Below are 2,287 nucleotides of genomic sequence, written 5' to 3'. Positions count from 1 at the left end.
ACCTGCACGCCCGTCGGCACGATGGTGCCCTGGTCGGACGACTGCGTCCCGGCCGCCTCGAACGTCTGGTAGAGGAGGTCCTGGAACTCGGCCCGCTGGCGCTTGAACGCCACGGTGTTCATGTTGGCGATGTTGTTCGAGATGACCTCGACGTTCATCTGCTGGGCGGCCATGCCGGTGGCCGCGGTGCGAAGAGCCTGCATCGGTTGTTATCCCCTTACTGAACCCGGCCCAGGCGCTCGACGGTGCGGCGCGCGAGCTCGGCTTCGGAGTCCATCATCTTGGCGGTCTGTTCGTAGGCGCGGCTCACCTCGACCATGCGGGTGATCTCCAGCACCGGTTTCACGTTGGAGTTTTCCAGGAAGCCCTGGCGCAGCTTCGCGTCGACCGACGGCTCGGCCGACAGGTTGGAGGCGTTGCGGAAGAGGTTGTCGCCGGCCTTCTCGAGCGCGCCGGGGTTGGCGAAGGCGAACATGCCCACCTTGCCGACCTGCTCGTCGCCCTGGCTCATCGTGCCGTCGGCGCCGATCGAGACCTGGCCCTTCTCCATGTCGACGGTGATCTCGCCGCCGCTGGCGTCCAGCACGGGGGCGCCGGCCTGGGTGACCAGGCGGCCGGTCGGGTCGGTGGTGAAGCGCCCGTCGCGGGTGAAGCGGGCGCCCTGCGGCGTCTGGACCTGAAAGAAGCCCTTGCCCTCGATCGACATGTCGAGCTCGCCGCCGGTCTTGAGCAGCGCGCCCTGGCCGAAGTCGCGGGCCACGCCGTCGGGCGCGACGAACTTGACCGGCCGCGGACCGCCCAGCGTGACCGCGGGCTCCGACGGGTCGGTCTTCTGCATCATCGACTCCACCTTGAAGCCGGCGGTGTCCATGTTGGCGATGTTGTTGGCGATGATCTCCATCTCGCGACGGAGGATCATCTGGCGGGAGAGGCCGACGAAGAGTGCGTTGTCCATTTGACCCGGCTCAGGCGGTGCGACTTTCTGCGCCTTCCCGCTGCAAGGTTCGGGCCAACCTGAAAGCTCAATGAAATCAGAGAATAGAATAGTTAACGAGGCTGCCGACGGCGGAATTTGCCGGGCAGGATTTGGGCCCGTTAAGAGGTCTTAACAACCGCTTCTTAACCAAACGCCGCCATTGCTGGACGCGCCGGATATCCAGGGAAACGCGCGCGTGGCGAAGAAGGAGAAGAAACCCAAGGAGCCCGAGGGTGAAGCCCCGGAAGGCGCCGAGGGCGTGGAGGGCGAGGCCCCCGCGAAGAAGAAGCTCCCGCTGAAGATGTTGATCATCGCCGGCGCCGCGGCGCTCGTGGTGCTGGGCGGCGGCGGCACGGCCGCGTTCGTCTTCCTGAAGCCCCAGCCCGACGAGGCTCATGCCGAGAAGGGCAAGGAGAAGAAGAAGGAGAAGAAGAAGGAAGAGAAGGGCAAGGGCAAGGAAGGCGAGAAGGGCGCGGCGGTGGTCCGCGAAGGCCCCGACGGCGTCGTCTTCTACACCATGCCCGACGTGGTGGTGAACATGCAGACCGCCGACGGCCGCCCGACCTTCCTGAAGCTGAAGCTGACGCTGGAGCTGCCCGACGAGAGTGCGGTCGAGGAGCTCGACCCGAACATGCCGAGGCTCCAGGACATGTTCCAGACCTTCCTGCGCGAGCTGCGCCCCGAGGACCTGTCGGGCAGCCAGGGCAGCTACCAGCTGCGCATGGAGATCCTGCGCCGCGTGAACCTGGTGATCGCGCCCAGCAAGGCGAACGCCGTCCTGATCGAGGAGATGCTGATCAACTAGCGCGTTGCCGCGCGGTTGGCGCCCAAGACCATGGCCGACGAAAACGACATCCCCTCCGTGACCGAGACCGGCGGCTTCGAGGCGTCCGGCGAGACCGACTGGGCCGCGGCGGCCGCAGCCGAGGCGAACTCCGCCGAGCGGATCCTGAACCAGGACGAGATCGACAGCCTGCTGGGCTTTGACCTCTCGGACGACGAGATCGCGGAACGGACCGGCATCCGGGCGATCATCAACTCCGCGCTCGTCAGCTACGAGCGCCTGCCGATGCTGGAAATCGTCTTCGACCGCCTGGTGCGGTTGATGACCACCAGCCTGCGCAACTTCACGTCCGACAACGTCGAGGTCAGCCTCGACAACATCAGCTCGATCCGCTTCGGCGACTACCTGAACTCGATCCCGCTGCCGGCCATCCTGTCGGTGTTCCGGGCCGAGGAGCTGAACAACTACGGCCTGCTGACGGTCGACTCGAACCTGATCTACTCGATCGTGGACGTGCTGCTGGGCGG

At 65.9% G+C, this 2,287-nt stretch carries 3 protein-coding genes and 1 pseudogene; 2 read left to right on the top strand and 2 right to left on the bottom strand.

Annotation, left to right across the window (positions count from 1 at the left end; translation table 11 throughout):
* Positions 1–203, bottom strand: a 203-nt coding sequence (locus VGD44_RS09425) for a flagellar basal body protein (RefSeq protein WP_331086236.1), incomplete at its 3' end; no start/stop codon positions are given.
* Between the two features lie 14 nt (positions 204–217).
* Positions 218–955 (bottom strand): flagellar basal-body rod protein FlgF, encoded by a 738-nt coding sequence (flgF, locus tag VGD44_RS09420; RefSeq protein ID WP_331086234.1) that lies wholly within the window; start codon positions 953–955, stop codon positions 218–220.
* 217 nt (positions 956–1,172) lie between these two features.
* Between flgF and VGD44_RS09415 the strand changes: the two genes are divergently transcribed.
* Together VGD44_RS09415 and VGD44_RS09410 are read left to right on the top strand one after the other, a co-directional pair.
* Complete coding sequence (locus tag VGD44_RS09415) at positions 1,173–1,781, top strand: flagellar basal body-associated FliL family protein (RefSeq protein ID WP_331086232.1); 609 nt, start codon at positions 1,173–1,175, stop codon at positions 1,779–1,781.
* A 30-nt stretch (positions 1,782–1,811) separates the two neighbouring features.
* A pseudogene (locus tag VGD44_RS09410) lies at positions 1,812–2,287 on the top strand (flagellar motor switch protein FliM); the annotation flags it as partial.

This window comes from Phenylobacterium sp. (assembly GCF_036402295.1).
GTDB lineage: Bacteria > Pseudomonadota > Alphaproteobacteria > Caulobacterales > Caulobacteraceae > Phenylobacterium.
The sequence above is the reverse complement of the archived record's forward strand: the minus strand, read 5'-3'. Positions and strand labels throughout refer to the sequence as shown.